At 69.0% G+C, this 26364-nt stretch carries 20 protein-coding genes, 1 tRNA gene and 1 pseudogene; 13 read left to right on the top strand and 9 right to left on the bottom strand.

Translation table 11 applies throughout. From position 1 onward, the window contains the following. Positions 1-128 precede the first annotated feature (128 nt). Positions 129-1958 (bottom strand): phosphoenolpyruvate carboxykinase (GTP), encoded by a 1830-nt coding sequence (locus tag EJC77_RS03695; RefSeq protein WP_125610217.1) that lies wholly within the window; start codon positions 1956-1958, stop codon positions 129-131. 269 nt (positions 1959-2227) lie between these two features. Between EJC77_RS03695 and EJC77_RS03690 the strand changes: the two genes are divergently transcribed. Continuing rightward, positions 2228-2303 (top strand) — tRNA-Arg (locus tag EJC77_RS03690). 68 nt (positions 2304-2371) lie between these two features. On the opposite strand, the gene EJC77_RS03685 is transcribed toward EJC77_RS03690, so the two are convergent. Beyond that, a complete protein-coding gene (locus EJC77_RS03685; protein ID WP_240629742.1) occupies positions 2372-3103 on the bottom strand; it encodes a FadR/GntR family transcriptional regulator in 732 nt (243 codons plus the stop codon). A gap of 267 nt (positions 3104-3370) precedes the next feature. Here EJC77_RS03685 and EJC77_RS03680 point away from each other — a divergent pair, with 267 nt between their 5' ends. From EJC77_RS03680 to EJC77_RS20915, 12 genes are all read left to right on the top strand, one after another. Further along, entirely contained in the window at positions 3371-5002 is a 1632-nt protein-coding gene (locus EJC77_RS03680) for an ABC transporter substrate-binding protein (RefSeq protein ID WP_125610216.1), read from the top strand. 87 nt (positions 5003-5089) lie between these two features. Next, entirely contained in the window at positions 5090-6043 is a 954-nt protein-coding gene (locus EJC77_RS03675; RefSeq protein WP_125610215.1) for an ABC transporter permease, read from the top strand. 3 nt (positions 6044-6046) lie between these two features. Continuing rightward, complete coding sequence (locus tag EJC77_RS03670) at positions 6047-8077, top strand: dipeptide/oligopeptide/nickel ABC transporter permease/ATP-binding protein (protein WP_125610214.1); 2031 nt, start codon at positions 6047-6049, stop codon at positions 8075-8077. Further along, the gene (locus EJC77_RS03665; RefSeq protein WP_125610213.1) at positions 8074-8892 is read left to right on the top strand and encodes an ATP-binding cassette domain-containing protein; all 819 of its coding nucleotides are present in this window, start codon (positions 8074-8076) and stop codon (positions 8890-8892) included. Before EJC77_RS03670 ends, EJC77_RS03665 begins: the two co-directional genes overlap by 4 nt. A 54-nt stretch (positions 8893-8946) precedes the next feature. Beyond that, positions 8947-9876 carry a dihydrodipicolinate synthase family protein gene (locus EJC77_RS03660; protein WP_125610212.1) on the top strand — a complete coding sequence of 310 codons (930 nt, stop codon included), beginning with the start codon at positions 8947-8949 and terminating at the stop codon, positions 9874-9876. Positions 9877-9912: 36 nt separating this feature from the next. Then, positions 9913-10845 carry an ROK family protein gene (locus EJC77_RS03655; protein ID WP_125610211.1) on the top strand — a complete coding sequence of 311 codons (933 nt, stop codon included), beginning with the start codon at positions 9913-9915 and terminating at the stop codon, positions 10843-10845. Between the two features lie 40 nt (positions 10846-10885). Then, positions 10886-11572, top strand: a complete 687-nt coding sequence (locus EJC77_RS03650; RefSeq protein WP_125610210.1) for an N-acetylmannosamine-6-phosphate 2-epimerase — start codon at positions 10886-10888, stop codon at positions 11570-11572. Between the two features lie 66 nt (positions 11573-11638). Further along, positions 11639-12595, top strand: coding sequence for an alpha/beta hydrolase (locus EJC77_RS03645; RefSeq protein WP_125610209.1), 957 nt, complete (start codon positions 11639-11641; stop codon positions 12593-12595). 147 nt (positions 12596-12742) lie between these two features. Next, positions 12743-13480 carry an ABC transporter ATP-binding protein gene (locus EJC77_RS03640; protein ID WP_125610208.1) on the top strand — a complete coding sequence of 246 codons (738 nt, stop codon included), beginning with the start codon at positions 12743-12745 and terminating at the stop codon, positions 13478-13480. Then, entirely contained in the window at positions 13477-15513 is a 2037-nt protein-coding gene (locus EJC77_RS03635) for a YhgE/Pip domain-containing protein (RefSeq protein WP_125610207.1), read from the top strand. Before EJC77_RS03640 ends, EJC77_RS03635 begins: the two co-directional genes overlap by 4 nt. A 183-nt stretch (positions 15514-15696) precedes the next feature. Further along, positions 15697-18771 carry an alpha-mannosidase gene (locus EJC77_RS03630; protein WP_125610206.1) on the top strand — a complete coding sequence of 1025 codons (3075 nt, stop codon included), beginning with the start codon at positions 15697-15699 and terminating at the stop codon, positions 18769-18771. Further along, positions 18768-20015 (top strand): glycoside hydrolase 5 family protein, encoded by a 1248-nt coding sequence (locus EJC77_RS20915; protein WP_240629739.1) that lies wholly within the window; start codon positions 18768-18770, stop codon positions 20013-20015. The genes EJC77_RS03630 and EJC77_RS20915 overlap by 4 nt, the downstream gene beginning before the upstream one ends. A 13-nt stretch (positions 20016-20028) precedes the next feature. Here the strand turns inward: EJC77_RS20915 and EJC77_RS21505 are convergent. The 7 genes and pseudogenes from EJC77_RS21505 to EJC77_RS03590 all read right to left on the bottom strand — a co-directional run. Further along, positions 20029-20256, bottom strand: a pseudogene (locus tag EJC77_RS21505) (cupin domain-containing protein); the annotation flags it as partial. Between the two features lie 61 nt (positions 20257-20317). Next, positions 20318-21691 (bottom strand): NAD(P)/FAD-dependent oxidoreductase, encoded by a 1374-nt coding sequence (locus EJC77_RS03615; protein ID WP_125610204.1) that lies wholly within the window; start codon positions 21689-21691, stop codon positions 20318-20320. A 31-nt stretch (positions 21692-21722) separates the two neighbouring features. Next, positions 21723-22835 carry an ABC transporter ATP-binding protein gene (locus tag EJC77_RS03610; RefSeq protein WP_125610203.1) on the bottom strand — a complete coding sequence of 371 codons (1113 nt, stop codon included), beginning with the start codon at positions 22833-22835 and terminating at the stop codon, positions 21723-21725. Beyond that, positions 22828-23622, bottom strand: a complete 795-nt coding sequence (locus tag EJC77_RS03605) for an ABC transporter permease (protein ID WP_240629737.1) — start codon at positions 23620-23622, stop codon at positions 22828-22830. The genes EJC77_RS03610 and EJC77_RS03605 overlap by 8 nt, the downstream gene beginning before the upstream one ends. Further along, a complete protein-coding gene (locus EJC77_RS03600; RefSeq protein WP_240629735.1) occupies positions 23619-24560 on the bottom strand; it encodes an ABC transporter permease in 942 nt (313 codons plus the stop codon). Before EJC77_RS03600 ends, EJC77_RS03605 begins: the two co-directional genes overlap by 4 nt. After that, positions 24557-25681 carry an ABC transporter substrate-binding protein gene (locus EJC77_RS03595; protein ID WP_240629733.1) on the bottom strand — a complete coding sequence of 375 codons (1125 nt, stop codon included), beginning with the start codon at positions 25679-25681 and terminating at the stop codon, positions 24557-24559. The genes EJC77_RS03600 and EJC77_RS03595 overlap by 4 nt, the downstream gene beginning before the upstream one ends. Positions 25682-25716: 35 nt before the next feature. After that, positions 25717-26331, bottom strand: a complete 615-nt coding sequence (locus EJC77_RS03590) for a helix-turn-helix domain-containing protein (RefSeq protein ID WP_240629731.1) — start codon at positions 26329-26331, stop codon at positions 25717-25719. Positions 26332-26364: the final 33 nt, after the last annotated feature.

Here is a 26364-nt window from a genome sequence, read left to right as displayed (position 1 = left end):
CTCGATCACCGCGGTGGTCGAGCCCGTCGAGACCCGGTGGTCGAGCCCGTCGAGACCCGCTGGTCGAGCCCGTCGAGACCCGGGATTTCGACAGGCTCAATCACCGGTGGTCGAGCCTGTCGAGACCGTCAGGCGGCGAAGCGGGCTTTCAGCTCGGCCAGCTGGTCGGCGAGCTCCGCCGGCAGCGAGTCGCCGAACCTGGCGTACCACTCGTCGATGCCCGCCAGCTCGGCCTCCCACTCGGCGGGGACCACCTTGACGGCCTCCTCGACATCGGCCGGCGACAGGTCTAGACCAGTGAGGTCGATGGACTCGCCGGTCGGCACGAACCCGATCGGGGTCTCGACGGCGTCGGCCGTGCCCTCGATCCGCTCGATGACCCACTTGAGCACGCGGGAGTTGTCGCCGAAGCCCGGCCAGGCGAAGCCGCCGTCGGCCGTGCGGCGGAACCAGTTGACCAGGAAGATCTTCGGCAGCCGGTCCTGGTTGGCGCCGGCCGACAGCGTGATCCAGTGCTTGAGGTAGTCGCCGGCGTCGTAGCCGATGAACGGCAGCATCGCCATGGGGTCGCGGCGGACCACGCCGACGGCGCCGGTCGCGGCCGCCGTCGTCTCCGAGGACAGCGTGGAGCCCATGAAGATGCCGTTGGTCCAGTCGCGCGCCTGGGTGACCAGCGGGATGGTGGTCTTGCGCCGGCCACCGAACAGGATGGCGTTGATCTCCACGCCGTCCGGTGCGTAGTAGTCCTTGGACAGCATGTCGACCTGGTCGATCGGCGTGCAGAACCGTGAATTCGGGTGCGCGGCCGGTCGCCCGGTTTCCGGCGTCCACTCGTTGCCCTGCCAGTCGGTCAGGTGAGCGGGCACCTCGTCGGTCATGCCCTCCCACCACACGCCGCCGTCGTCGGTCAATGCCACGTTGGTGAAGACGGAGTTGCCCTTGGCGATGGCGGCCATGGCGTTCGGGTTGGTGGACCACCCCGTGCCCGGGGCGACGCCGAACAGGCCGGCCTCCGGGTTCACCGCCCGCAGCTCGCCGTCCTTGCCGAAGCGCATCCAGTTGATGTCGTCGCCGAGCGTCTCGGCCTTCCAGCCCTCGATGGTCGGGTCGAGCAGGGCCAGGTTCGTCTTGCCGCAGGCCGACGGGAACGCCGCGGCCACGTGGTAGGCCTTGTTCTCCGGGCTGGTCAGCTTCAGGATGAGCATGTGCTCGGCCAGCCACCCCTCGTCGCGGGCCATGACGGAGGCGATGCGCAGCGCGAAGCACTTCTTGCCGAGCAGCGCGTTGCCGCCGTAGCCGGAACCGTACGAGAAGATGGAGCGCTCCTCGGGGAAGTGCACGATCCACTTCTCCTCATTGCACGGCCACGCGACGTCGGCCTGGCCCGGCTCGAGCGGGGCGCCCACGGAGTGCAGCGCGGGGACGAAGAATGCATTCGTCTCCTCGAGCTTGCGCAGGACGTCGGTCCCGATGCGGGCCATGATGCGCATGGAGGCCACGACGTAGGCCGAGTCGGTGATCTCGACGCCGAATTTGGGGTCCTCGGCGTCCAGCGGGCCCATGACGAACGGGATGACGTACATGGTGCGTCCGCGCATGCTGCCACGGAAGCGGTCCCGGAGGATGGTCTTCATCTCCGCCGGGGCCATCCAGTTGTTGGTGAAGCCGGCGTCGTGCTCACGCTCGGAGCAGATGAATGTGCGCCCCTCGACGCGGGCCACGTCCTTGGGGTCGGAGAAGGCGGCGAAGGAATTGGGGAAAAGCGCCGGGTTCAGCCGGGTCAGCGTCCCGGCGGCGACCAGTTCGTCGGTGAGTTCACGATTTTCCTCGGCAGACCCGTCGATCCAGCGAATGTCCTTCGGCATGGTGAGCTCGGCGACCTCGGCAACCCATGCGGCCAGACCGGCATGGGTGGTGGCTGCGGCGTCGACGGCTTGCTGTGTCGTAACGTGGCCCATCGTGTTTCCCTTCGTCGGGTCAGTGGTGTTCCTAAATGCTAGGGGGACAACCCCGAGGCGGAGCCCCGGGGGACGTGGGATCTCATGGCGCCCCGACACACAGGATCGTCTAGAATCCGCGGAAGCATCCGCCAATCTCGACTCATTTAAGTGATTCAACTCACATAGACCGGTATAGTCGCGAGGGACACCCTGCCGCGATTTGTGCAACGCGCACCGGTAGGGTTAGAGTTGTTCACGGCCCGAGCGCCGGAAACAAAAATGAATATGCGTGCGTAGCTCAACGGATAGAGCATCTGACTACGGATCAGAAGGTTGGGGGTTCGAATCCCTTCGCGCGCACCATGCCAGGAAGCCCCAGTCCACTGGACTGGGGCTTCCTGTTTTTTCGGGCAAGCGGGGCGGGACGGGGATCAGCGCTCGGCGACGACCCGCTTGATCTTTGCCCGAATGCCGTCGAAGTGCCTGCTCAGCAACTCCGAGGCCAGCGGCTTGTCCTTGGCGGCGACAGCCTCGTAGATCCGGCGATGCTCGGCCGCCGTGTGCACCAGGTCCACTTCATCCACCCCGATCTCCACGTGGATCTTGCGGTACACCTTCCAGAACACGGCCATGAGGTTCATGAGCAGGTCATTGCCGAGCGGTTCGAAGAGCAGCCGGTGGAATTCGGCGTCGGCCTCGGCGAACGTCTCCCCGCGATCGGCCGCTTCCTCCATTTTCATCACGGCAGCCTCGATGCGCTGCATCTGCTCGGTGGTCACGGCATCGATGCTGGCACCGATGAGTCCGGCCTCCAGCGCCTGGCGCACGTCGACCAGTTGCTCGGCCTCATGGCCCTCGTGGCGCAGCGACAGGCGACCATGGAACGCCATTCCGTCAGCCAGCGCGTCGAAGCCGCTCGGGGCGACGAACATGCCGAACCCGTGACGGATCTCGATGACGCCCACGGCCTGCAGGACCTTCAGCGATTCGCGCAGCGTGTTCCGGCCGACGCCCAGCTCCGCCGCAAGCTCGTTCTCGGTCGGGAGCGGGTCGCCGGAGTCGAGTTCGCGCTCCAGGATCAGGTCCATGATGTCGGTCTGAAGAGCGCGCAAGCGCGCCCGGGCGCTGTACCGCGCCCGGGAACCTACTACGATGGCGGACACGGGGACTCCTTTGCTTGTTGGACGCGAACCGGCGCGTTGCGCGCCCGGGCCGCACCGTGGTCGCGGCCGGCGACATGGTACAAAACCTACAATATAGGATGTCCCACCTCTTGGCCAGATCCAGCGAACCCATTTTCTTGCCGGCAAGCCAAAGCGCGGGCCGCAATCCACTTGACCACCCACTGTGACTGCACTTACAGTTTCCTTACCAGCATCGGACGTCCTACATCCGATAACCCCATAATCTGAAATTGGTGAGGCCCCATAATGAGCAACACTTTTGAGAACCTGCCGTCGCTGAAGGATCCGTCGCGTCGCAACTTCATGAAGATGGCTGGAGTCATGGGCGCGGCCGCCGCGTTCACCGCCTCACTGGCCGCCTGCAGCGGGCCGGCGTCCACCAACGCCAAGACCGGATCCAGTGCCAATGCCGGCAAGATCGACAAGAATGCGACCATCCAGGCCGGCACGGCCTTCGTCCTCTCCGGTGGTTTTGACCCGATGAACGCCAGTAGCGCCGTTGCCACTGCCGCCAACTACCACATCTTCGAGGGCCTGGTCGAGCTGGATCCGGCCACCCGGGTCCCGTATGCCGCCCTGGCCAGCGCGCTCCCCACCCAGGTTGACGATCTCACCTGGCGCGCCACCCTGCGCAGTGGCGCCACGTTCCACGACGGGTCCAAGGTGACCACCGACGACGTCGTCTACAGCTACACCCGCGTACTGGACCCGGCCAACAATGCCCTGCTGGCCCAGTTCATCCCGTTCATCGCCTCGGTCAAGGCCGTGGATGCCAGCACGGTGGAGTTCAAGCTGAACAAGCCGTTCCCGCTGTTCGGGACCCGCATCTCCGTGGTCAAGGTGGTGCCCAAGGCCGTGGCCTCGGCGGACCAGAAGGCCTTCGACGCGAAGCCGATCGGCACCGGCCCGTACTCCTTCGTCTCGGTGACCCCGAACGACAACGTCGCGTTCAAGCGCTTCGACGCCTACAACGGCCCGCGCCCGGCCTTGGCCGCGGCCATGACCTGGTACATGCTGGCCGACAACTCGGCCCGCACCACGGCCATCCAGTCCGGCCGCGTCCAGGCCATCGAGGCCGTGCCGTACCTGGACATCGACGTGGTGAAGGCGAAGGCGCAGGTCGAGTCCGTGCCGGCCTTCAATTCCATGTTCCTGATGTTCAACTGCGCCAAGGCGCCGTTCAACGATGTCCGGGTCCGCCAGGCGCTGTTCTACGCGCTCGACACCGACAAGATCGTCAAGACCGCGCTGCTGGGCAACGGCGCCCCCGCCACCAGCTACGTCCAAGACTCCCACCCGGACTACAAGAAGGCCGGCACGGTCTACTCCTACGATCCCGCCAAGGCCAAGGCGCTGCTGGCGGCAGCCGGCCAGTCGAACCTGACCGTGGAGCTGCTGACCACCACCACGGCATTCATCAAGGACTCCGTCCCGCTGGTCAAGCAGTACTGGGACGCCATCGGCGTGACGACCACACTGAACACCCAGGCCTCGGCCAACGTCTACGGCGCCAATTTCGTGGGCTCCGGCAAATACCAGGTCCTCGCGGCCTCCGGCGACCCCTCCATCTACGGCAACGACATGGACCTGCTGTTGAGCTGGTTCTATGCCGGGACCACCTGGCCGAAGAACCGCTACCACTGGGACACCACGCCGGAATTCGCCCAGGTCACCAAGCTGATGGCCCAGGCGGCCTCCGAAAAGGATCCGGCGGCGCAGAAGGCCACCTGGGGCCAGGTTATCGACATCGTGGCCCAAAACGTCCCCCTGTACCCGGTGTACCACGTCAGCCTGCCCACGGCGTGGAACGACCAACTGGTCGGCTTCAAGCCGCTGCCCACCACGGGACTTTCCTTCGAGAACGTCGGACGCGTCTGACCTTGACGGTCCGCCGGCCGGCGGGCACCGCGGCCACCCGGCCCGGCGCCCGCCGGCCGACCCCCCATATGCAATGGAGATAGAACCTTGACCGCATTCTTGCGACTGCTGGGGCGCCGAATCATCGTCCTCCCCTTCATGCTGCTGGGCGTCACCCTGCTGGTGTTCGTCGTCATGCAATTCCTGCCGACGGACCCCGCCGTGGTCGCCCTCGGCGAGGGCGCCAGCCCGCAGGCAATCGCGGCATACAAGGCCGCCAACGGCCTGAACGATCCACTGGTCATCCAGTACATCCACTTTCTGGGCCACCTGCTCACCGGAAACTTCGGCAACACGGCACCACCTGCCCAGCCCGTGGTCAACCTGATCGCCACCGCCTTCCCGCTGACCCTCCAGCTGACCTTCCTGGGCGTGATCATGGCAATCGTCCTGGCCCTGGTGCTGGGCGTCACCGCGGCCCTGTACCGCGACAAGTGGCCCGACCAGGTCATCCGCGTGCTCTCCATCGCCGGCATCGCCACGCCGTCGTTCTGGATCGGCATCCTGCTGATCCAGCAGTTCGCCCTGAACTGGCCGCTGTTCCCCACCGGCGGCTACGTCAACCCGGCGGATTCGTTCTTCGGCTGGCTGCAGTCCCTGTTCCTTCCCGCCATCGCACTGGCCATCCCGGTGGCCGCGTCGCTGATCCGCGTGGTCCGCACCTCGATGGTCGAGGAACTGGACAAGGACTATGTGCGCACCGCCATCGGCAACGGCGTCCCGCGCGGCGAGGTGATCCGCCGCAACGTTCTGCGCAACGCCATGGTGACCCCGGTGACCGTCCTGGGTCTTCGCATCGGCTACATGCTCGGTGGCGCGATCGTGATCGAGACCATCTTCTCGCTGCCCGGCATGGGCCAGCTGATTGTCAACGGCATCACGGCCGGCGACACCAACATCGTCCAGGGTGTGGTGATCGTCATCGCCGTCACGTTCGTGGTCATCAACCTGATCGTTGACTTGCTCTACCTGATCCTCAACCCCAGAATTCGGACGGTGTAACCCATGCGTACAGGACTCGCAGAGCGCCTGAGCGCCCCCGGACTGCGCATCAAGGCCCTCCCCCTGGGCTCCAAATTCGCCCTGGCTTTCCTCGTGTTGATCGCGCTGGCGGCCATCTTCGCCCCGCTCATCACCATCCATAACCCGCTCACGGGCGACATCCCGGCCCAGGCGCCCAGCCTGGACCATTGGTTCGGCACCGACCGCGTGGGCCGGGACATCTTCTCCCGCATCATGTACGGAGCCCGCTACTCGCTGGTGATCGGCATAGGCGCCACGGTCCTGGCCGTGCTGCTCGGGGCCCTGTTCGGCTCGCTGGCCGCCACCACCCGCAAGGCCATCGATGAGACCATCATGCGCGTGCTGGACGTCTTCATGGCCTTCCCGGCCATCGCCCTGGCCGCCGTGTTCCTGGCCGTATTCGGCGCCTCCGTCCCCGTCATCATGGTCACCATCGCCATCCTGTACACCCCGCAGCTGGCCCGTGTGATCCGCGCCAACGTCCTGGCCGCCTACGGCGAGGACTACATCCGGGCCGAAAAGGTCATGGGCGCCACCCGGACCTACATCCTGGTCAAGCACGTGGTCCGCAACACCGCAGCCCCCGTACTGGTCTTCGCCACGGTCCTGGTGGCCGACGCCATCGTCTTCGAGGCCAGCCTGTCCTTCCTCGGCGCCGGCGTGCAGGATCCCGCGCCGTCCTGGGGCAACGTGATCTCCTACGGCCGCACCCTGCTCCTCAACGGCGGCTGGTGGGGCACCACCTTCCCGGGCCTGGCCATCCTGCTGACCGTGTTGAGCCTGAACATCCTGGCCGAGGGTCTCACCGACGCCATGGTCAACCCGAGGCTGCGGAAGGCACCGAAGGTGGCGGACGACGACGGTTCGTCGGCCGCCGCCGTCGAGCTCGCCAAGGCGGATGCGGCGGAAAAGGCCGCGATCGAGAATCCGTTCGCGGCTCTCGACGCGGAATTGCGCAGGTTGCAGGCGGTCGAGCTCCAGCGCCAGGACCGCCTGCCCCAGGTCGGAGCCGACGCACCGGTGATCCTCGAGGTGAAGAACCTCTCCATCCGTTTCCCGGCGCGCTACGGCGACATCCCGATCGTGGACAACGTCTCCTTCTCGGTCCGCGAGGGCGAGACCATGGGCCTGGTGGGCGAATCCGGCTGCGGCAAGTCCATCACGTCCCTGGCCATCATGGGTCTGCTCCCGCCGTCGGCGGAGGTCACCGGTTCCATCACGTTCAACGGCAAGGAACTGTTGGATCCGGCCACGAAGCACAGCTCAGTCAAGGCGTACGAGGGTGTCCGCGGCGAGCAGATCTCCATGGTGTACCAGGACGCGCTCAGCTCCCTGAACCCGTCCATGCTGGTCAAGGACCAGATGCGCCAGCTGACCCGGCGCAACGGTCGCAAGACGCCGGCCGAATTGCTGGAACTGGTGGGCCTGGACGCGCAGCGCACACTGCGCAGCTACCCGCACGAGCTGTCCGGCGGGCAACGCCAGCGCGTGCTGATCGCCATGGCGTTGTCCCGCTCGCCCAAGATCGTGGTGGCCGATGAGCCGACGACGGCGCTGGACGTCACGGTGCAAAAGCAGGTGGTGGACCTGCTGAACGAACTGCGCGAGCAGCTTGGCTTCGCCATGGTGTTCGTCAGCCACGACCTGGCCCTGGTGGCCTCCCTGGCCCACAGGATCACCGTCATGTACGCCGGCCAGGTGGTGGAATCGGCCCAGGCTTCCGAGCTGCTGGCCCACCCCGCCCACGAATACACCCGCGGCCTGCTGGGCGCTGTGCTTTCCATCGAGTCCGACGCCGTCCGGCTCCACCAGATTCCCGGCACGGTCCCGTCGCCGCGCGAATTTGCCACCGGCGACAGGTTTGCGGGCCGCTCGCAGCGTCCCGATGCCGATCCGGAGCAGAAGCTGGCGTTCATCCCGGTGGTCCGTGGCGGCGTGAAAACGGACCACTACTGGGCCAGCCACGAGCGCGAGCCGGAACTAAGCGGCGCAGAAACGGAAGGTGCACGATGAGCACGCAGACCACGGGCGACCCCGGCACCCCTGTCATTGAGCTGAAGGACCTCCACGTCCACCACCGGACCCGATCCGGCGGGCTGTTCAGGCCCAGCTACGTCAAGGCCGTCAACGGCGTGGACTTCACCATCAGCCGCGGCGAAACCGTGGGCATCGTGGGCGAGTCCGGCTGCGGCAAATCCACGCTGGCCTCCGTGCTGGTGGGCCTGCAAACCCCCACCTCCGGCCAGGTGCTGTTCCACGGAAAGCCGGCCATCAAGCGCAACGCCTCGATGCACAAGAAGTTCGGCCGGTCAGTCTCCGTCGTCTTCCAGGACCCGGCGACGGCGCTGAACCCGCGCATGACCATCCAGGACATCCTCACGGACCCGCTCCAGGTGCACGGGATCGGCACCGCCGCCTCCCGTGCCGCCAAGGTGCGCGAACTGTTGTCCCTGGTGGGCCTGCCGCAGTCGGCGGCCGAGGTGACGCCGTCGAACGTTTCCGGCGGCCAGCGCCAGCGCGTGGCGATCGCCCGCGCCCTGGCCCTGGACCCGGACATCGTCGTGGCGGACGAGCCCACCTCCGCGTTGGACGTCTCCGTCCGCGCCCAGGTGCTCAACCTGCTCTCGGACCTGAAAAGGGAACTGAACCTGGGCATGGTCTTCATCAGCCATGACATCCAGACCGTCCGCTACGTCTCGGACCGGATCTGCGTCATGTACTACGGCAAAATCGTCGAGGAGGGCTCCGCGGAGCAGGTCTTCGACCACCCGTCCAACGACTACACGAAGAAGCTGCTCGGCGCCGCGCCGTCGCTGTTGCACATCTAGCAAAATTGCACCTCTAGTTTTCATCCATCCACACACCGTATTTTGGAGAATCGCGTGACTACCGTCGCTTCCCGCTTCCAGGGCGTCATCCCGCCCGTCATCACCCCCCGCACCGCCGATGGCGCCATCGACGTCCCGTCACTGGAGAACGTCACCCGGCATCTGCTTGACGGGGGTGTCAGCGGCCTGTTCGTGCTCGGGTCCTCGGGCGAGGTCACGCACATGACCAACGCCGAGCGCGATCTGGCGCTGCGGACCGTGGCGGGTGTGAACGCCGGCCAGGTGCCGCTGCTCGTCGGCGCCGTCGAGCAGACCACCAACCGCGTCATCGAGGAAGCGCGGCGGGTCGTGTCGCTGGGCGCCGACGGCGTCGTCGTGACGAGCCAGTACTATGCCGTCAGCAACGCCGAGGAGAACGCCCGACACTTCCGCGCCGTCGCCGCCTCCGTGGACGTCCCCGTGTTCGCCTACGACGTCCCCGTCCGCACCCACTTCAAGCTGCCCGTGGACCTGCTCGTCGAGCTGGGCCGCGACGGCGTCATCGCCGGCGTGAAGGACTCCTCCGGCGACGACGTCTCCTTCCGCCAGCTGCTGCTGGCCGCCAGGGACATCCCCAACTTCGACATCTTCACCGGCCACGAGGTCGTGGTGGACGGTGCCCTGCTCGGCGGCGCCCAGGGCGTCGTCCCGGGCCTGGGCAACGTCGACCCGGCCGGCTACCGCCGCCTGTACGACGCCGCGGTTGCCGGCGACTGGGCGGGCGCCGCCGCGGAGCAGGACCGGCTGGCCGACGTCTTCAACATCGTGTACACGCCCAAGGCCGGCCGCCTGTCCGGCAACGCCGCGGGCCTGGGTGCGTTCAAGACCGCCCTGGTGCTCATGGGCGTCATCAAGACCAACGTCATGAGCGCCCCCATGCTCTCCCTCGACGCCGGCGAGACCGCCGCGGTGAAGGCCATCCTGGCACGCACGGGCCTGATCTAGGGTTCCCCGGCCGCCACGATCATCCAAGGAATGAACATGCAGTACGTCATCGGCGTCGACCTGGGCGGGACCAAGACGGCGGCGGGCGTGGTCGCCGCGGATGGCACGGTCCTGCTGCGGGACCAGGCGCCGACACCCAACCGCGACGGCGGCGAGGCCGTCCTCGACGCGACGGCCGCCCTGGCCGCGTCGCTGCGGGACCGGGCGGCGGAGCAGGGTGTCAGCGTCGACGGCGTGGGCGTGGGCTCGGCCGGCGTGATCGACGCCGGCGCCGGGACCGTCATCTCCGCCACCGACGCGATCCTCGGTTGGGCCGGCACCAACATCGCCGCGGGCCTCGAGGCACGGCTGGGGCTGCCCACCGCCGTCGTCAATGACGTGCACGCCCACGCCCTCGGCGAGGCGTGGAGGGGTGCGGCCGCCGGCACCGCCAGCTCCCTGATGGTCGCGTTCGGCACCGGTGTGGGCGGCAGCTTCGTGGTGGCCGGGCGCGCCCTGCTCGGGCACCACTTCGCCGGTGGGCACGTCGGGCATTTCGCCTCACCGTACGCGTACGACGACGGGCAGCCGCGCCCGTGCACGTGCGGGCGGGCCGGCCATGTCGAGGCGGTCGCCTCGGGCCCGGCCATCCACGCCGCGTACCGGCGCTCGGGCGGGGCCGCGGCCCCCGCGGACACGCGCGCCGTGTTCGCGCTGGCCGCCGGCGGCGACACGGTCGCGCAACGGGTCATCGAGCGTGCGGCCGCCGCCGCCGGCCAGGCCGTGGGCGGACTCGTCAACGTCCTGGACCCGGAGATCGTGGTGGTGTCCGGCGGGCTGGCCGACGCCGGCGCCCCCTGGTGGGATCCCATGGCCACCGCGCTGCGCCGGGAACTTCTCGCACCACTCGCCGACACACCCGTGGTGCGCGCGGGCCTCGGCAACGCCGCGGCCGTCGTCGGCGCGGCCGGCCTGCTGCTGCACCGCTGACCCGCCACCGCCATTGCCCCCGATCCACCAGGAGCCACCCATGACAACGAACCCGGCAATCCTCGACTCCCTCGCCGGAGGCCTGATCGTCTCCGCCCAGGCCTACCCGGGCGAACCCATGCGGGATCCGCGCACCATGGCGCAGGTCGCCGCTTCCGCCGTCGTGGGCGGCGCGGCGGGCATCCGGGTGCAGGGCATCGCCGACATCCAGTTCACCCGCTCCGCCGTGGAGGTGCCCGTCATCGGCCTGTGGAAGGACGGCCATGACGGCGTGTTCATCACGCCCACCCTGCGCCACGCCCTGGCCTGCGCGAATGCCGGTGCACACATCGTGGCCATCGACGGGACCCGGCGCACCCGCCCCGACGGACTGACGCTGGCCCAGACCGTCGCCGGCATCCACGCCGAATCCCATGCCCTCGTCATGGCCGACTGCGGCTCACTCGCGGATGCCCTGGCGGCGGCCGAGGCCGGCGCCGATCTGGTCGGCACCACGCTGGCCGGTTACACGGGCGAGCGGCCGGAGACGGACGGCCCCGACCTGGACCTGCTGGCGGCCGTCGCCGCCGCGGACCTGGGCCGCCCGCTCATCGCCGAAGGGCGCATCCACACCCCGGTCCAGGCACGCCAGGCCCTCGACGCCGGCGCGTTCGCCGTCGTCGTCGGCACGGCCATCACCCACCCGGCCACCATCACCGGCTGGTTCAGGGACGCCCTGGCCCGGTAGCCGCCGCCCCACCCCGCACCGCAGTTCCGGCCGGCGCCGGGGCCGCAAACACAGCAAGGAAACCACGTGAACTTCATCGACCGGGTCGACCCGCAGCTCCGGCCCGGGGTGGACTTCCTGTTGACCAGGACGCCGCCGAGGACCACGGCGGAGCTGGCCGCATTCCGCCGCGAGAACTCCGCCCGGGTCGTCGATCCGCCGGAGAACCTGGCCGCCGTCGTCGTGGTCGCCGACCATGTGGCACCCGGGCGGGCCGGCACGGCCGACGTGGCGCTTCGCAGCTACACGCCGGCGCGCGGCCGGGGACCGTGGCCCTGCGTCTATTGGCTCCACGGCGGCGGGATGATTGCCGGCAGCGTGGCCGAGGACGACCAGTACTGCATGCGGCTGGCCGAGTCGACGGGCGCCGTCGTGGTGTCCGTGGAGTATCGGCTGGCGCCCGAGCATCCCTTCCCGGCGGCCCTCGACGACGCCTACAACGGGTTGCTGTGGACGGCGGCCAACACCGGTGTCTTGGGCATCGATCCGGACCGGCTGGCCATCGGCGGGGCCAGCGCCGGCGGCGGGATTGCCGCCGGCACCGCACTCATGGCCCGTGACCGGCACGGGCCCGCGCTCCGCTTCCAGTACCTCCTCTATCCGATGCTCGACGACCGGCAGACAACACACTCCAGCCACGAATTCACCGGGATCCCGTCGTGGAACCGCGAACGGAACGAGATGGGGTGGCAGTGCCTGCTCGGAGGCGACCATGGCACCGGCCGGGTCAGCCCCTACGCCGCACCGGCCCGGGCCGCGGACCTGTCCGGGCTGCCGCCGGCCATGATCCAGGTGGGCGAACTCGACCTGTTCCGGGATGAGGACATCGACTACGCCGCCCGGCTGCTGCGGGCCCGGGTGCCCACGGAGCTGTCCGTGTATGCGGGCGTGTACCACGGCTCCGACGGCCTCAATCCCGAGGCCGCCGTCACGGCGCGGATGGTCCGCGACCGGGACGAGGCCATCATCCGCGCACTCGGATAGCCCCGAACGCGACGTCCCCCACCCCCGGTTGCCCGGGTCCGCGTCCCGCGCAGGGGTTGGGTGGCTGACGCATCGAACACTTTTGCACTGACTGGTCAGTTTTTGCTATGCTGGTTTCAGTAGACCTGGCCGTAAGGAGCTTCCCGAGTGCTCGCAGCAGCGCAACTTCACGTCAAGGGGCGCCACCACACGCTCCTGCCGCCCACCACGCTGGAGGCGCACCGCGGCGAGGTGCTGCTCGTCCAGGCCGACGGCCAGCATCGCCGCACGGCGCTCGCGCTGGCCCTGACCGGCCGGATGCGCCCCACCTCGGGCACCGTCGCGCTGGGCCACGACGACACGCTCGGGGCGCTGCGCCGGCACAGCGCCATCGTGGACTCCCCCGAGGTCAACGAACCCGAGAACCACCTGTCCGTCCGGTCCCTCGTCGCCGAGGACCTGGCCCTCGTGCCGCGCAAATTCCGGGACCGCACCCGCCCCACCGCCTGGCTCGTCAAGCACGGCCACACCGGGCTCGTCTCGAAGTGGGTGGAGGAGCTCGAACCCGCAACCCTGCTGGGACTGCAGCTGGAACTTGCCCTGGCCAACCGGGACGTCGAGCTGGTCGTGGTCGACTCACCGGACCGCCACGGCGCCGACGACTCCCCCTGGCTGGCCCTGCTGCACGACGCCGCCGCGGGCCGGTTGGCCCGCACGCCCGGCACCGAGCCGCGCGAGCTGACCGTGGTCGCCGTCGTCGGCCGCGTGCCGCCCGGCTGGGACGGGCCCACCGCCGTCGTCGGCCATGAACCAGAGTGGGAACCGGGCCGCGAACCGGACCCGGCACCCGAGCCGGAACCCACCACCCCCGCTGATCCCAGCACAGAACCGCAGGTCACCAAATGACAGTCCTCCGCCTGGCCCTTTCCGAACTCAAGCGCATGACCGGCGGCATCCTGCCGAAGCTGACCATCACGGCGCTGGTCATGGTGCCGCTGCTCTACGGCGCCCTGTACCTGTACGCGAACTGGGACCCGTACGGCCACCTCGACCAGCTGAAGGCCGCCGTCGTCGTGCAGGATGCAGGCACCACCACGAAGGACGGCAAGGAGCTGAAGGCCGGCCAGCAGGTGGCGGACACGCTCATCGACGGCCGCAAGTTCGACTGGCGGCAGGTCGATTCGGCGCAGGCCGCCAGCGACGGGGTGCGCAACGGCGATTACGCGTTCGCGCTCACCATCCCGAAGGATTTCTCAAGGAACCTGGCCTCACCCGCGGACTTCGACGCCGCCACCCAGGCCATGCTCACCGTTACCACCAATGACGCCAACAACTACCTGCTGACCTCGATCGTGGACAAGGCCGCCGCCCAGGTGCACGATTCCGTGGCCAAGCAGGTCGGGGAGCAGACGGCCAACACGCTGTTGACCGGCTACGGGACCATCCACGGCCAGCTCGTCAAGGCCGTCGACGGCGCGCAGCAGCTGGCCACCGGCGCCAAGACCCTGGACACGGGCGTGGGCACGCTCCGGCAGGGCGCCGATGCGCTGGTGACCGGTTCCGCGTCGCTGGTGGACGGCCAGGTCCAGCTGGCCGCGGGCGCCCGCGACCTGGCCACGGGCGCGGCCACGCTCAACGACGGCCTCGGCCAACTGCAGGGCCAGACGGCGGCGCTGCCCGCCACCACCCGGCAGTTGGCCGACGGAGCCGCCCAGGTGGCCGCCGGCAACGCCACGCTCAACACCAGGGTCCAGTCGGCCGTGACCGCCGCCGACAACCTCGACAAATCACTGGGCTCGGCCGTGTCGGACCGGCTCACGACGCTCGTCGCCGACGGCGTCATCACCGCGGACCAGTCGAAGCAGATCGCGGCGAAGCTGCAGGACGCCACGACCAGCCCGGCCGTGACGGGCGTGAAGAACCAGCTCGCCGCTTCCTCCGCCGACATCCAGAAACTCGCCACCGGCTCGCAGGCCGTTGCCGACGGCGCCGCCCGGTTGGCAAGCGCGACGCCGGCACTCACCTCCGCCATCGCGCAGGCCCATGCGGGGGCCGGGCAGCTCGCCGGCGGTGCGTCCACGCTGGCAACCGGCCAGGCCGCGGCCCTCGATGGCGCGAACCAGTTACATGCGGGCGCCGTGAAGCTGGACTCCGGCGCCGCCCAGCTGGCCGACGGCTCCGGCAAGCTGTCCACCGGCGCGCAGGACTTCGCCACCCAGCTCGGCAAGGGCGCCGCCGGCGTGCCGAATCCGTCGGACAAGCAGAAGGAGGCCACGTCCGGGGTGATCGCCGATCCCGTCGCCGTGAACTCCCTGTCGCAGGCGAAGGCCGCCAACTACGGCTCCGGGCTGGCCCCGTTCTTCCTGGTCCTGGCCCTGTGGATCGGCGCGTTCATGCTGGTGCAGGCCATGCGGCCGCTCACGTTGCGGGCACTGGCGTCCAACGCGCCGTCGTGGAAGATCGCGATCGGCGGCTGGCTGCCGTTCGCCGCGGTGGCGACGGCCCAGGCGGCGGTGCTGTACGCCGTCGTCGTCATCGGTTTGGGGTTGACGCCCACGCATCCGTGGCTGACGCTGGGGCTGCTGGTGCTGGCGTCGGCGGCGTTCACGGCGCTCATCCAGGGCATCGTGGCGCTGCTGGGGACGCCGGGGAAGTTCGTGGTGCTGATCCTGCTGGTGCTGCAGCTGGTGTCCTCGGGCGGCACGTTCCCGTGGGAGACCACGCCGGGCCCGCTGCACGTCATGCACCAGATCCTGCCGATGGGCCACGTCGTGGAGGGCATGCGGCACCTGATCTACGGCGCCGACCTGGCCCCGCTGACGCCGATCGTGCTGGGCCTGCTCGGGTACACGCTGCTCGGCATCGCCCTGGCCGTGCTGGCCGTGCGCAGGAACAAGACGTGGACGCTCAAGACGCTGCAGCCGGAAATCGCCGTGTAGCCCGCCGGTGATTGAGCCTGGGGTCCCGCCGGTGATTGAGCCTGTCGTTCCGCCGGTGATTGAGCCCGTCGGTGATTGAGCCTGTCGAAATCAGGTCTCGACAAGCTCGACCACCGGTGATTGAGCCTGTCGAAATCACTTGGTCTCGACAGGCTCGACCACCGGCCCCGTAGGCTGGAACCCATGCACCAGAATGCGGCCCTCATTGAGAAGCGCCTTGCGCGCGTCCTGACCGAACGCATCAGCCCCGCGATCCACGAACCCGTTGCCGAACTCGCCGTCGCGGCGTGGCATGTGGGGGCCGGACGGGGCGAACCCGTGGCGCCCGCGCTCGCGCTGCCCGGCGCCGACCCGGCCGCGGCGGCGGCCGCCGGCGTCAGCTACGAGCCGTTCAGGATCGGTGATCCGTGGGGGCCGGCGTGGGGCACCACCTGGTTCCACGTGACCGGCGCGGTGCCGGAGGCCGCCGACCGGACACTGGAACTCGTCGTGGACCTGGGCTGGCGGCTGTTCGCGCCCGGCTTCCAGTCGGAGGGGCTCGTGTACCGGCCTGACGGCACGGTCGTCAAGGCCATCAACCCGTTCAACCAGTGGATCCCGGTGGAGCAGGGCCGGATCGACCTGTACATCGAGGCCGCCGCGAACCCGCTGCTGCTGGACGCCTACCCGTTCATGCCGACCGAGCAGGGCGACCGGGACACCAGCAGCCACTCCCCCCTCTACACGCTGGCCCGCGCCGACGTCAACGTGTTCCACGAGGAGGTGTGGGAGCTCGTCCAGGACCTGGAGGTGCTCGGCCAGCTGCAGGCGGAACTCCCGGCGCAGGAGCCGCGGCGCTGGAACATCCTGGCCGCCATCGACCACTCCCTCGACGCCCTGGACTTGTCCGACATCCCCGGCACCGCCACGCACGCCCGGGCCCGGCTGGCGGCCGAACTGCAACGGCCCGCGAACGCGAGCGCCCACCAGCTGACGGCGATCGGCCACGCGCACATCGACTCGGCGTGGCTGTGGCCGCTGCGCGAGACGGTGCGCAAGGTGGCGCGCACCAGCTCGAACGTGGTGAACCTGCTGGACACCCACCCGGACATGCAGTTCGCCATGTCCTCCGCCCAGCAATACGAGTGGCTGAAGGACGCCCGCCCGGAGGTGTTCGCCCGGGTCAAGGACGCCGTCGCGGCCGGCCGGTTCGTCCCGGTGGGCGGCATGTGGGTGGAGTCCGACACGAACATGGTCGGCTCCGAGGCCATGGCCCGGCAATTCGTGTACGGCCAGCGCTTCTTCCGCGAGAACTTCGGCGTGCAGTGCCGCGAGGTGTGGCTGCCGGATTCGTTCGGGTACTCGGCCGCGCTGCCGCAGATCGTCAGGCAGGCCGGGCTGAAGTGGTTCCTGACGCAGAAGATCTCCTGGAACCAGGTCAACAAGTTCCCGCACCACACGTTCAATTGGGAGGGCATCGACGGCACCCGGGTGTTCACGCACTTCCCGCCGGCGGACACGTACAACTCGGAACTGTCCGGGCGCGAGCTGGCGCACGCCGTGTCGAACTTCCGCGACAAGGGGGCCGCCAACCATTCGCTCGTGCCGTTCGGATGGGGCGACGGCGGCGGCGGACCCACGCGCGAAATGCTGGCCCGGGCGCGGCGCACCGCCGACCTTGAGGGCTCGCCGCAGGTCACGATCCGCCGGCCCGCGGAATTCTTCGAGCTGGCGCAGGCCGAATACCCGGACGCCCCCGTCTGGAAGGGCGAGCTGTACCTGGAGCTGCACCGCGGCACGTACACATCGCAGGCCCTGACGAAGCAGGGCAACCGCCGCAACGAGCACCTGCTGCGCGAGGCAGAACTGTGGTGCGCCACGGCCGCCGCCCGCGGCCTGGCCGGCTACCCGTACGACGCCCTGGACCGGCTGTGGAAGCGGGTGCTGCTGCTGCAGTTCCACGACATCCTGCCGGGCACGTCGATCGCCTGGGTGCACCGGGAGGCGGCCGCGGAGCACGCGCGGATCACGGCGGACCTCGGGGCGCTGATCAACGCCGCCCAGGCCGCGCTCGCCGGGGTCTCGACAGGCGGGGTCTCCTCAAGCTCGACCACCGGGCAGACGGTCCTGTTCAACGCCGCGCCATTCCCCCGCGACGGCGTCCCGGCACTGTCCGCGGGCCTCGCCGCCCGGCCCACCACGCAGGCGACGATCGAGCGCGACGCCGGCTCCGTCGTCGTCCGCAATGGGCGGCTGACGGTGACGTTCGGCGCGGACGGGGTCATCGACTCCATCGTCGACGAGGCGGAAAACCGGGAGGTGGTGCCGGCCGGGCAGGGCGCCAACCTGCTGCAGCTGCACGCCGACTTCCCGAACATGTGGGACGCGTGGGACATCGACGAGTTCTACCGCAACACCGTCACCGACCTGCGCGCGCTTGACTCGCTGGACGCCACGACGGTGGACGGGGCGGCCGTGGTGACCGTGCAGCGCAGTTTCGGGGCGTCCACCATCATCCAGCGGGTCACGATCGCCCCGGACTCGCCGCGCCTCGACGTCGCCGTGGACGTGGACTGGCACGAGCAGGAGAAGCTGCTGAAGGTCGCGTTCCCGGTGGACGTGCACACCGACCACGCCGCGTTCGAGACCCAGTACGGGCACATCGAGCGGCCCACGCATGAGAACACGTCGTGGGAGCGCGCCCGCTTCGAGGTGTGCGCGCACCGTTGGGTGCGGGTCGGCGAGCGCGGCTACGGAGCGGCCGTGGTCAACGATTCCACGTACGGCCACGACGTCACGCGGCACGCCCACCCGGCCGGCGGCACCTACAGCACCATCCGGCTGTCGCTGCTGCGCGGACCCCGTTTCCCGGATCCGCGCACCGATCAGGGCCGGCACACGATGCGGTACGCGTTCGTCGCCGGGGCCTCGGTCGCGGACGCCGTGGAGGCCGGCTACGACCTGAACCTGCCGCCGCGCGTGCGGCCCGGAAGCCCGGTGGCGCCGTTGGTCGCGGTGTCATCCGGGGACGCGGTGGTGGAGGCCGTGAAGCTGGCCGATGACCGCGGCGGCGACATGATCGTGCGCCTGTACGAGCCGCACGGCGCGCGCGCGGCGGTGACGCTGGCGCCGTCGTTCGCGCTGGCCGCGGTGACGGAGAACAACCTGTTGGAGCAGGAGTACGACGGCGGCGCCCTCACCTCCTGGAGCGCGGGTGCGGTGGCGCTGTCCCTGCGGCCGTTCCAGATCGTCACGCTGCGGCTGCGGGCCGCCCGGTGAGCCGGCTGGCACCGTTGCGGTTCGGGGCGAACTACACGCCGAGCGTGAACTGGTTCCACTCGTGGCTGGATCTGGACCTGGACGACGTGCGGGCCGACTTCGCCTCGCTTGCCGCCCTGGGCCTGGACCATGTGCGGATCTTCCCGTTGTGGCCGGTGCTGCAGCCGTCACGGTCGCTGATCCGGGCCCGGGCGCTGGCCGATGTGGGTCGGGTGGTCGACGTGGCGGCGGAGTTCGGCCTGGACGTGGCCGTCGACGGGCTGCAGGGGCACCTGTCCAGCTTCGACTTCCTGCCGTCCTGGCTGGGCAGCTGGCACCGGCGCAACATGTTCACCGCCCCGGAGGTTGTGGCGGCGCAGGCGGAGCTCATGACGGCGCTGGCCCGGGAGGTGTATGCCCGCCCGAACGTCATCGCCATGACGCTGGGCAACGAGACGAACCAGTTCGCCGTGGAGCGCCACCCCGAGCGGCACCCGGTGACCCCGGACCAGATGGGTGATTGGCTGGGGCGGCTGATGGGCGCGGTGGTCGCAGAGCACCCGCGCGCCATGGTCCAGCATTCGTTTGACGACAACGTGTGGTTCATCGACAGCTGCCCGGTCACGCCCCGCCACGCGGCCGGGTACGGGGACATGACCACCGTGCACTCGTGGATCTTCACCGGCGTGGCGCAACACTACCCGGACGGGCACCCGGCCCGGACGCTGTTCGCGGACTACCTGGTGCAGCTGGCCGACGCGTGGGCGGAGCACCCGCGCCGGCCCATCTGGCTGCAGGAGATCGGCGCCCCGGCCCCGGCCGTCGCGGCGGCGGACGCCCCCGATTTCCTGGTGGACAGCCTGGGTCCCGTACTGGACGTGCCGAACCTGTGGGGCGTGACCTGGTGGTGCTCGCACGACGTGTCCCGCGCGCTGGCCGACTTCCCCGAGCTGGAGTACTCGCTCGGCCTGATCGATGCGGAACGCCGGCCGAAGCCGCTGGGGCTGCGGTTCGCCGAGTTCATTGCCGACCAGCGCCGCTCCCCCGCGCCGGTCCGGGCGCGCGAGGTCGCCGTGTGCTTCGACCCGGGCGACGAGGCCACGGGTGTGGGCCGGTCCGTCACCGACCCTGCCGGTCCGGTCTTCGCGGCCTGGCTGGAGCTGGCCATGGCCGGCGCCCGGCCCGCCCTGGTCCGGTCGGCACGGAGGAACGACGCCGGGTACCTCGCCACGCGCGGCATCCGCAGCATCGTCGATCCGCCCTGACCTGGCCGTCGGCGGTGATCGTCACCCGGCCGGCCAGGATCTGGCACACCTCGTGGTAGCCGTCCCGGGCAGCGGTGAAAATGCCCGGGGTGCATTCCCAGACGCCGACGCCGAGTCCGTCCGCCGACCAGACCTCCCTGGTGCTCTCACGCAGGCCGGGTGTGGTGGCGGTGGGTTTTGGCCGGCCCGGACCGAGCACCGCGGACGGTGCGGCGGGCCGGTGGACGGTGGCAATGGACATGGGCGTTCCTGACTGCCGGCCCGCGGGCCGGCGGACGATGGGAAGGGGTTTGTGGCCGGGCTCAGGCCCGGCCGGAGACGAGGTCGGCCGCCCTGGCGATGGCCGACGTCGTCCGCAGCCGCCCGTTTTCCGCGCGGTCCGCGGCATGGTACGCCTTGTAGAGCGCCTGGACGGCGACCCAGCGGGCCGGTTCGGGTTCCCAGCGCCGCACCCGGCGGTTGACCCAGGGCATCGTGGCAAGTTCGCTGCCCGGATCCAGGATCAGGTCGCGGAGCGTGCGCCCGGCCAGGTTGGTGGCGGCAACCCCCGTGCCCACGTAGCCGCCGGCCCAGCCGAGGCCGGTGGCCGGGTCCAGCCCGACGGTGGCCCGCCAGTCCCGGGGCACTCCCAGCACCCCGGCCCAGGCGTGGTCGATCGCCGCGCCCCGGGCGGCCGGGAACATGTTGTGCAGGATGCCGGTCAGCGCGACGATCGTGGCCGGCTGGGTGGCGCCGTCGGTGTCCGTCTTGGACCCGTACCGGTAGGGGACGCCGCGCCCGCCGAGCGCGATCCGGTCATCGGCGGTGCGCTGGGCGTACATGTAGGCGTGGGCCATGTCGCCGACCGTGTCGTTGTCCCGCCAGCCCAGCTCGTCCCAGACAGACGCCGGCAGCGGTTCGGTGGCGATCATCGACGAGTTCATCGGCAACCACTCCCGGTGGGAACCCTTGAGGTTGGCGGTGAACCCCTCCGTGGCGCGCAGCACGTAACGGGCGCTCACGTCGCCGCGGCCGGTGCGGGCGAGGCCGGGCCGGATTTCGGTGACGGCGGTGTCCTCGTAGATCCGGACCCCGAGCCGTTCGACGGCCTCCGCCAGCCCGCGCACGAGCTTCGCCGGGTGGATCCGGGCGCAGTGCGGATGCCAGGTTGCGCCAAGGACCCCGCTGATCTTGACGCGGGCGTTGCTCGCGGCCGCGGAGAGCAGTTCCGTGCCGGCCTCGGGCCAGAGCGCCTCCTCGGCGGCGAAGGCCTGCAGGCGCTGCAACTGGGCGGGGTTGCGGGCCACATTGAGTTCACCGCCCTTCCGGAAGTCGGCGTCGATCCCTTCGCTGCCGGCCGCGGCGATGACTTCATCCACGGTTTCGTTGAGCAGGGTCTGGAAGCGTCCGACGACGGCGCGGCCGTGCGATTTGACGTACCGGCTCCTGCCGCCGGTGATGGAGTTGGTCAGCCAGCCGCCGTTGCGTCCGGAGGCGCCGAAGCCGGCGAACCGGCTTTCGAGCACCACCACGTCCAAGGACGGCTGGGCCTTTTTCAGGTAGTAGGCGGTCCACAGCCCGGTGTAGCCGGCGCCGACGATCGCCACGTCCGCCGTCGTGTCCCCGGGCAGGGCCGGCCGGCTGGCGGGGATGCCCTGGGCCGCGTACCAGAAGGAAACATTGCCGTTGATTGTCATGGAGGGGTCCTTACGTGGCCGCTTGGCGGCCTCAGGTGGTGGAAACGAGGTCATTGTCTTCGAGCAGCACACCCTGGTGGGCGGGCCAGTGGACGTAGGCGCTGTCGCCGGGGCGCAGGGAGGTCCGTTCGGTCAGCGGTGTGCGCACGATGCCGGTGCTGCCGTCGGGGAGCCGCAGCTCGTACTTGTGCCCCGACCCGAGATAGATGTTCTGGATGACCTGCACCGGGACCGCGGCGCTGCCCGCCGGTGCGTCCGCCCGGCTTTCGGCCACCCGAAGCTGCTCGGGCCGCAGCACCAGGGCGCCCTTGCCCGGCACAGTGCTGGTGACCGGCCCGTGCAGGGTGGAGCCGTGGAAGTCCATGTGCCAGTCGGAACCGTTGCTGCTCACCTGGGCCTTGAACACCGTGGACTCGCCCATGAACCGGGCCACGAACAGGCTTGCGGGCCGTTCGTAGAGATCCGCGCTGGTGCCGACCTGTTCGATCCTGCCGTTGTTGAAGATCGCGATCCGGTCGCTCAGGATCAGCGCCTCCTCCTGGTCGTGGGTGACGAACACGAAGGTGCGCCCGACGTCCTGGTGGATGCGTTTGATTTCCAGCTGCAACTTCTCGCGCAGGTTCTTGTCCAGCGCGCCGAGCGGCTCGTCCATGAGCAGCGCCCGCGGGTTGAACACCATGGCCCGGGCAAACGCCACCCGCTGCTGCTGGCCGCCGGAGAGTTCCTTGGGGAAGCGGTCCTGGTACCCGGCGAGCCCCACCGTTTGCAGCACCGAGGCGACCAGGGCGGCCTGGGCTGCCTTCGGGGTTTTGCGCTGCTGCAGCGGGAACGCAATATTCTCGGCCACGGTCATGTGCGGGAACAGGGCGTAGTGCTGGAAGACGACGCCGAGGCCGCGCTTGTGCGCCGGGACGTGGTCCACCCGCTGCCCGTCGATCTCGATGCTGCCGTGGGTCAGCTCGGTGAACCCGGCAATCAGGTTCAGCGTGGTGGTCTTGCCGGATCCGGACGGACCCAGCAAGGTGATGAACTCGCCCGGTTCGATGCTCAGCGAGACGTCGTCGACGGCGGTGGACTTGGCATAGCGTTTGGTGACATTCTTCACGTCGATCCGGGTTCCGGCGCCGGGGGTTTTATCAGGCAATTTTCTTCCTCCGCATGCTGAGCAGTCCCACGGCGATGATGACCGTGGTGAGCAGCATGATCATGGTTGCGGCGGCCGCAATGGTTGGGTCGGTGTCACGGGTGACGGACGCGTACATTTTCACCGGCAGGGTTTCCAGGTAGGGGCTCTTGATGAAGATGGACAGCACGACTTCGTCGAATGAGGTCACGAAGGCGAACAGCGCGCCGGAGACGACGCCGGGCAGGATCAGCGGCAGCATGACCCTGCGGAACGTCGTCCAGCGATCCGCGCCCAGGCTGGCGGCCGCCGTCGTCAGCCGATCGTCGAAACCGGCCAACGCCGCGGAGACCGAGACGAGCACGAACGGCACCGCCAGCACGGAGTGTGCCAGCACGAAGCCCGGGAGGGTGCCGAGCAGCTGCAGGCGCAGGAAAATGGCATAAACGCCGATGGCAAGGATGATCGAGGGAACCACGATCGGGGCCAGCAAGAACATCTGCGCCGCCTTGGCCATGCGTTTGCGGGACCATTTCGATACGCCGACGGCGGCTGCGGTCCCCGCGGCGGTGGCGACGACGGTGACGATCAGGGCCACCGTGAGGGAATTGCCGAAGGCCGCGGTCCAGGCCGGATCGTTGAAGAAGTTCTCGTACCAGCGCGTCGACCAGCCCGAGGGCGGGAAGGTCAGCGACGCCTTGTCGGTGAAGCTCAGCGGAATGACCACGACCGTCGGTGCGATCAGCACGAACGCGACCATGGCGGTGTACAGGGCCAGGAGTGTCCTGGTCGGGGCGGCATGTTTCACAGCAGGCCTCCTTCGTCTCCGGCGGCACGCCTGCTCTTGCGCATCAGCAGGGCCAGCAGGCCCAGCAGCAACAAGGTGGCGACCAGCAACAGGACGCCCAGGACACTGCCGCGACCCCATTGGAGCTGGCCGTTGACCTGGACGTAGATGTACTGCGAGATCAGCATTTGCGAGGGGGAACCGAGCAGCGCCGGGGTGATGTAGAACCCGAGGGCCTGGATGAAGACCAGCAGCGAACCGGAGACCACCCCCGGCATGGCCAGCGGCACGAAGACCCGGGTGAACGCGACGATCGGGCGGGCGCCCAGGCTGGCCGCTGCCTGCACCAGCCGCAGGTCGACGTTCTTCATCGCCGAATACAACGGCAACACCATGAACGGCAACAGTACCTGGACCATGCCGATCAGGATGCCGGTGGTGTTGCGGATCAGGTGGAAGGGGCCCAGCCCCATCCAGGACAGGACCTGGTTGGCCAGCCCGGTGTCCTGGAGCAGGATGATCCACGCGAAGCTGCGGATCATCAGCGAGGTCCAGAACGGGATCAGCACGATCACGATCAGTGCGGTGCGCAGCCGCGGCCCCGAAATGGTCATGAAATAGGCGTACGGGTACGCCAGGGCCAGGCAGATGACGGCGGACAGGAACGCCACCCACAGGGTGCGGCCCAGGACCGCCCAGTTGGCGGCGCTGGCGGCGAACCACTGGTAGTTCTGCACGCCCGGCTGCGGGTCCGCGATGCTGCGCCACATGGATTCGGCCAGCGGGTACGCGAAGATGCCCAGGGCCAGCGCCAGGGCCGGCAGGATCAGCAGTGCCGGGCCGAGCCTGCCCCGGCGTGCCGGGGCCTGCGCGTCCCGGCGTGGCCGAAGCCGGCCGGGACGCATGGTGGGGTCGACGCCGTCGTCCGGCCGCACCGCGTTACTTAGCGTGCTGCTCATTTTGCAACCCAGGCGACCCACTGCTCGGCGACATTGGTGTAGTTCTTGCCCCACCAGTCAAAGTTGCAGACCATCGTCTTTGACGCGACCGCGGGGTCGGTGATCAGGAACTTCTTGCCGACCGCGTCCAGCTTGGGCTTGGCCTCCACATTGACCGGGGAGTAGGAGGTTTCCTCGGTCAGCTTCTCCTGCTGTTCCTTGCCCAGGTAGTAGTTGATCAGCGCCATGGATGCCTTCGGGTTCTTGGCGTTCTTGGGCACGGTCAGGGTGTCCATGACGACGACGCTGGCGTTCCAGACCGGCTCGAACGGGGCGCCGTTCTTGACCGCCCCGAAGGCCCGGCCCGACCAAACCACGGCCATGTCCACTTCCTTGGACTCCAGCATCTGCTGGGCCTGCGCGCCGGTGGTCCAGTAGACCAGGCTGTCCTTGATGGTGTCCAGCTTCTTGAATGCGCGCTTCAGGTCCAGCGGGTAGAGCTTGTCCTTGGGGACGCCGTCGGCCAGCAGGGCGCCTTCGATGATGCCGCCCTCGATGTTCTCGGTGCCGTCGATGGCGCGCTTGCCGGGGTACTTCTTCGTGTCGAAGAAGTCCTTCCACGAGGTCGGCGCGTCCTTGTACTTGTCCTTGTTGTAGACGAAGACGTTCGCGTACTGCATGGCCGGGACCGAGCATTTGCCGGCGAGCCCGGCGGGGACCTTGGACTTGTCGATGATGGTGTAGTCCAGCGGCTGCAGTTCGGTGCCGCACTGACCGGCGGCCCAGTAGGAACCGGTGTCCACGACATCCCAGGTGACGTTGCTTGACTCCACCTGGGCCTTGATCTTGGAGTATTCGGTGGGGCCGTCGGCGAGGATCCGGGCACCGGATTCCTTCCCGAACGGGGTGACCGCGGCGGCCGTCTGGCCGTCCTGGTAGAGCCCGCCGTAGGAGACGAAGGTGAGATTGACGCCCTTGAGCGCATCCTTCTTGACGGTTCCCGCCACGGCCGGGCCGCTGCCCAGGTCGACGGCGGCGGGGGCGGCACCGGCCCCGCCGCAGCCGGCGAGCAGAAGCACCGACAGCGCCGCCGCGGCCAACCCCAGTGTTGGCTTGACGCGGGAATTGGTGGTTTTGTACACAATTTCTCCTTGGATGGTTGAATGAATCCTGGCAATCACGCAGTCGGGGGGCTGACGACCCAGAGAACCTCGGCGCTGTCGGCGCCGATGTTGTACAGGCCGTGGAGCCGGGAGGTGAGATATTCAATGCTGTCGCCGGCGTCCAGCAGGTGCACCTCGGCGCCCACCCGGACCTCGACACGGCCGCGGAGGCAGAGCAGGAACTCTTGCGAATTCCCGTGCGTGTAGGTTTCGGCCCCGGTGCCTCCCCCGGGCTCGATCTCGCCGGTGCAGATTTCAAGGTTGCGCAGCGGCGCGCGGGTCAGGATGAACTTGGTCAGGCCGTCCGAGGCTTCCAGCCTTGGCCGGTCGGCCCGGCGAAGGACGCCCCGGCTTTCCTGGGGCCGGCCTTCAATGAGCTCCGCGGTGGTGACGCCCAAGGCCATGGCGACCTTCTTGAGGCTGGCGACGCTGGCATTGCACCGGTCATTTTCGAGCTGGCTGACAAATCCGGAACTCAGCCCCGTCAGGCCGGCCAACCGACGCAGGGTCAGGCCGCGCAACTCGCGGGCCGCACGGATACGGCTGCCCAGGGACTCCTCGATACCGGTTGATCCCCCCGGCTTGCCGGCGGCCCGGGCGTCAGCCCGGGCGTCGGCCCACTCCGTCACCGAACAACTCGATGCATGATGCTAAACATTAGA

Origin of the sequence: Specibacter cremeus (assembly GCF_003946885.1) — a bacterium.
Classification (GTDB): Bacteria; Actinomycetota; Actinomycetes; order Actinomycetales; family Micrococcaceae; genus Specibacter; species Specibacter cremeus.
This window is presented reverse-complemented; position numbering and strand designations above follow the sequence as displayed.